Genomic DNA, 2,111 nt, shown 5'->3' with positions numbered 1-2,111 from the left:
TCTCCCAACCCAATCTATAACTCATAGCAATTTGACAAAATTTGGAACAATTCAGGAGTTGGAATAGTAGGATAAAATTAACAAGAGCAATTAATTTTTCCTGATTTACTGAGTAGGGGTTAGGTCTCCCAACCCAATCTATAACTCATAGCAATTTGACAAAATTTGGAACAATTCAGGAGTTGGAATAGTAGGATAAAATTAACAAGAGCAATTAATTTTTCCTGATTTACTGAGTAGGTGTTTGGTCTCCCAAGCCAATCTATAACTCATAGCAAGAAAAGAAATAATACTTCCTTATTTTCAATTCCGTTGGGGTTTTAACCAGAGGTAATTATCAATTATCCATTAACCATTACTTCTAGCAAGATTTTTTTCCACCATTTCTTCTAATTGTTTGCGAGTTAAACAACGACGTTCAGAACAATAAGCCATCAAATTAACACCATTCATCATTCGGACTGTACTAACTCTAACTCGAAAATCATCTGTCAAAAACCAACAACGTTCTTGCCCTTGATTTCTTTCATATTCTGTATCAATTGTCAAGACTCCATCAGTAGCAAAATGATATCTACCCACTACAGGAATACCTTCAACATAACCACGATTACGCAAAAATTTTCCAGTTCTACCTGTTTCAGAATCAGGAATATCAACTAAAATAGCAGCATAATTTGGATTAGGTTCATCATTATCTAAATTATCTTGCCAATTAAAACTTGCACCACCTGTCGCTAAAGCTGGATTTACTTTTTGCTCTTCACAAACTTCAATAACTTTAGGGTCATCTTTTGTTAAAACTTTGACAATAAAATTAGATTCCCCTGACTCATCTTCAGCAGAATCAAAATGATGAACAGTACGTTGAGAAAACCATGTTCCCTCACTTTTGATAAAAAAATCCATCATTGTCATTGGTGGAGTAAATCGCATCTTTAATTTTTTACCTCTAAAGTTTCGTTAATATCCTCCAGATTTTTAGTTAAGAAAAATCAACAAAAATCTAGTTGAGAGTCATAAAATTATAGGATAAATCAAATGGAGACTTTTGAATAGATAATTAACGAATCTATATATAAAACCCATTGTCAATAGTAAGCAATCCTCAAACAAAATGCAGTTTCAATCAGCTACAGAAATTATTCAAGCTTATCAGCAAAACAAAAATCTTATCGGTAGTAATTTACAAGGTATAGATATTAGTGAAATTGAAGTATATCAAATTAATCTGAGTCAAAGCAATTTACAACAAGCTAAATTAAATAATACTATTCTTATCGGAGCAAATTTGAGTCAAGCCGACTTGAGTGGAGCAAATCTCAAAGGTGCTGATTTACGAGGAGCTAACCTTCAAGGTGCGAACTTGAGTGGAGCAGATTTAACTGATACTTATTTGAACAGAGCTGAACTACAGAATGCTAATTTTACCAATGCTAACTTAGAAGGTACTAAACTCCAAGTAGCTTACTATGATGGGGGAACTGTTTGGCCTGAAGGATTTGCTTACAAACAATCAGGAGCAGTTGGACCTAGAGCTAATTTAAGTGGAGCTTTCTTAAATACAGCTTACCTGAGAGGGGCTGACCTCCGTGGTGCTAATTTGCGGGGAGCTTATCTGAGTGGTACAGACTTGACAGGTGCAAATTTGCAAGGTGCTGCTTTGAGTGGAGCGAATATGAAGGGAGCTTTTTTGATAGGAGCTAATTTGCGCGATGCTCGACTCAATGCGGTAGAGTTGGATGGAGCAGATTTACGGGCAGCCGATTTAACAGGAGCAAGTTTAGATAACATTATTAGTATTGCTGGAGTTGATTTTACTTTAGTGCAAGGATTGAGTGATGATGCTAGAGCTATGTTATCTGGATATCCTGGTAAAGATTTAAGCACTTGGAATTCTTTTAGTCGGACTAATACCAAGAGTAGTTTATTATCTTATCTGAATGATTTTTGAATATTAGACTTTATCTAAAATCTAAAAACTGTAACGTTATAGTTTCATTAATTGTCAAGCTGCAATAGGGCGATCGCTACTCAGATAATTCCTCTAAAATCTAAAAACTGTAACGTTATAGTTTCTTTCAGTCTCCAGCCAAATTTTCCTCAGAGAT

Annotated in this window: 2 protein-coding genes; one reads left to right on the top strand and one right to left on the bottom strand. The window is 34.8% G+C overall.

Going from position 1 to position 2,111, the window contains the following annotated elements:
* Positions 1–348 precede the first annotated feature (348 nt).
* The gene (locus tag ACP6PK_RS15410) at positions 349–936 is read right to left on the bottom strand and encodes a phycobiliprotein lyase (RefSeq protein ID WP_426560545.1); all 588 of its coding nucleotides are present in this window, start codon (positions 934–936) and stop codon (positions 349–351) included.
* A 181-nt stretch (positions 937–1,117) separates the two neighbouring features.
* On the opposite strand from ACP6PK_RS15410, the gene ACP6PK_RS15405 reads away from it, so the two are divergent.
* Positions 1,118–1,954 (top strand): pentapeptide repeat-containing protein, encoded by an 837-nt coding sequence (locus ACP6PK_RS15405; RefSeq protein ID WP_426560543.1) that lies wholly within the window; start codon positions 1,118–1,120, stop codon positions 1,952–1,954.
* The last annotated feature ends 157 nt before the right edge of the window (positions 1,955–2,111 follow it).

Source organism: Dapis hubbardiae BLCC-M172 (assembly GCF_050016015.1).
Classification (GTDB): domain Bacteria; phylum Cyanobacteriota; class Cyanobacteriia; order Cyanobacteriales; family Microcoleaceae; genus Trichodesmium.
This window is presented reverse-complemented; position numbering and strand designations above follow the sequence as displayed.

What these genes read in the sequence shown, in the direction of transcription:
- ACP6PK_RS15410 (WP_426560545.1), bottom strand. Translation starts at nt 936, where the DNA reads ATGCGATTTACTCCACCAATGACAATGATGGATTTTTTTATCAAAAGT.
- ACP6PK_RS15405 (WP_426560543.1), top strand. Translation starts at nt 1,118, where the DNA reads ATGCAGTTTCAATCAGCTACAGAAATTATTCAAGCTTATCAGCAAAAC.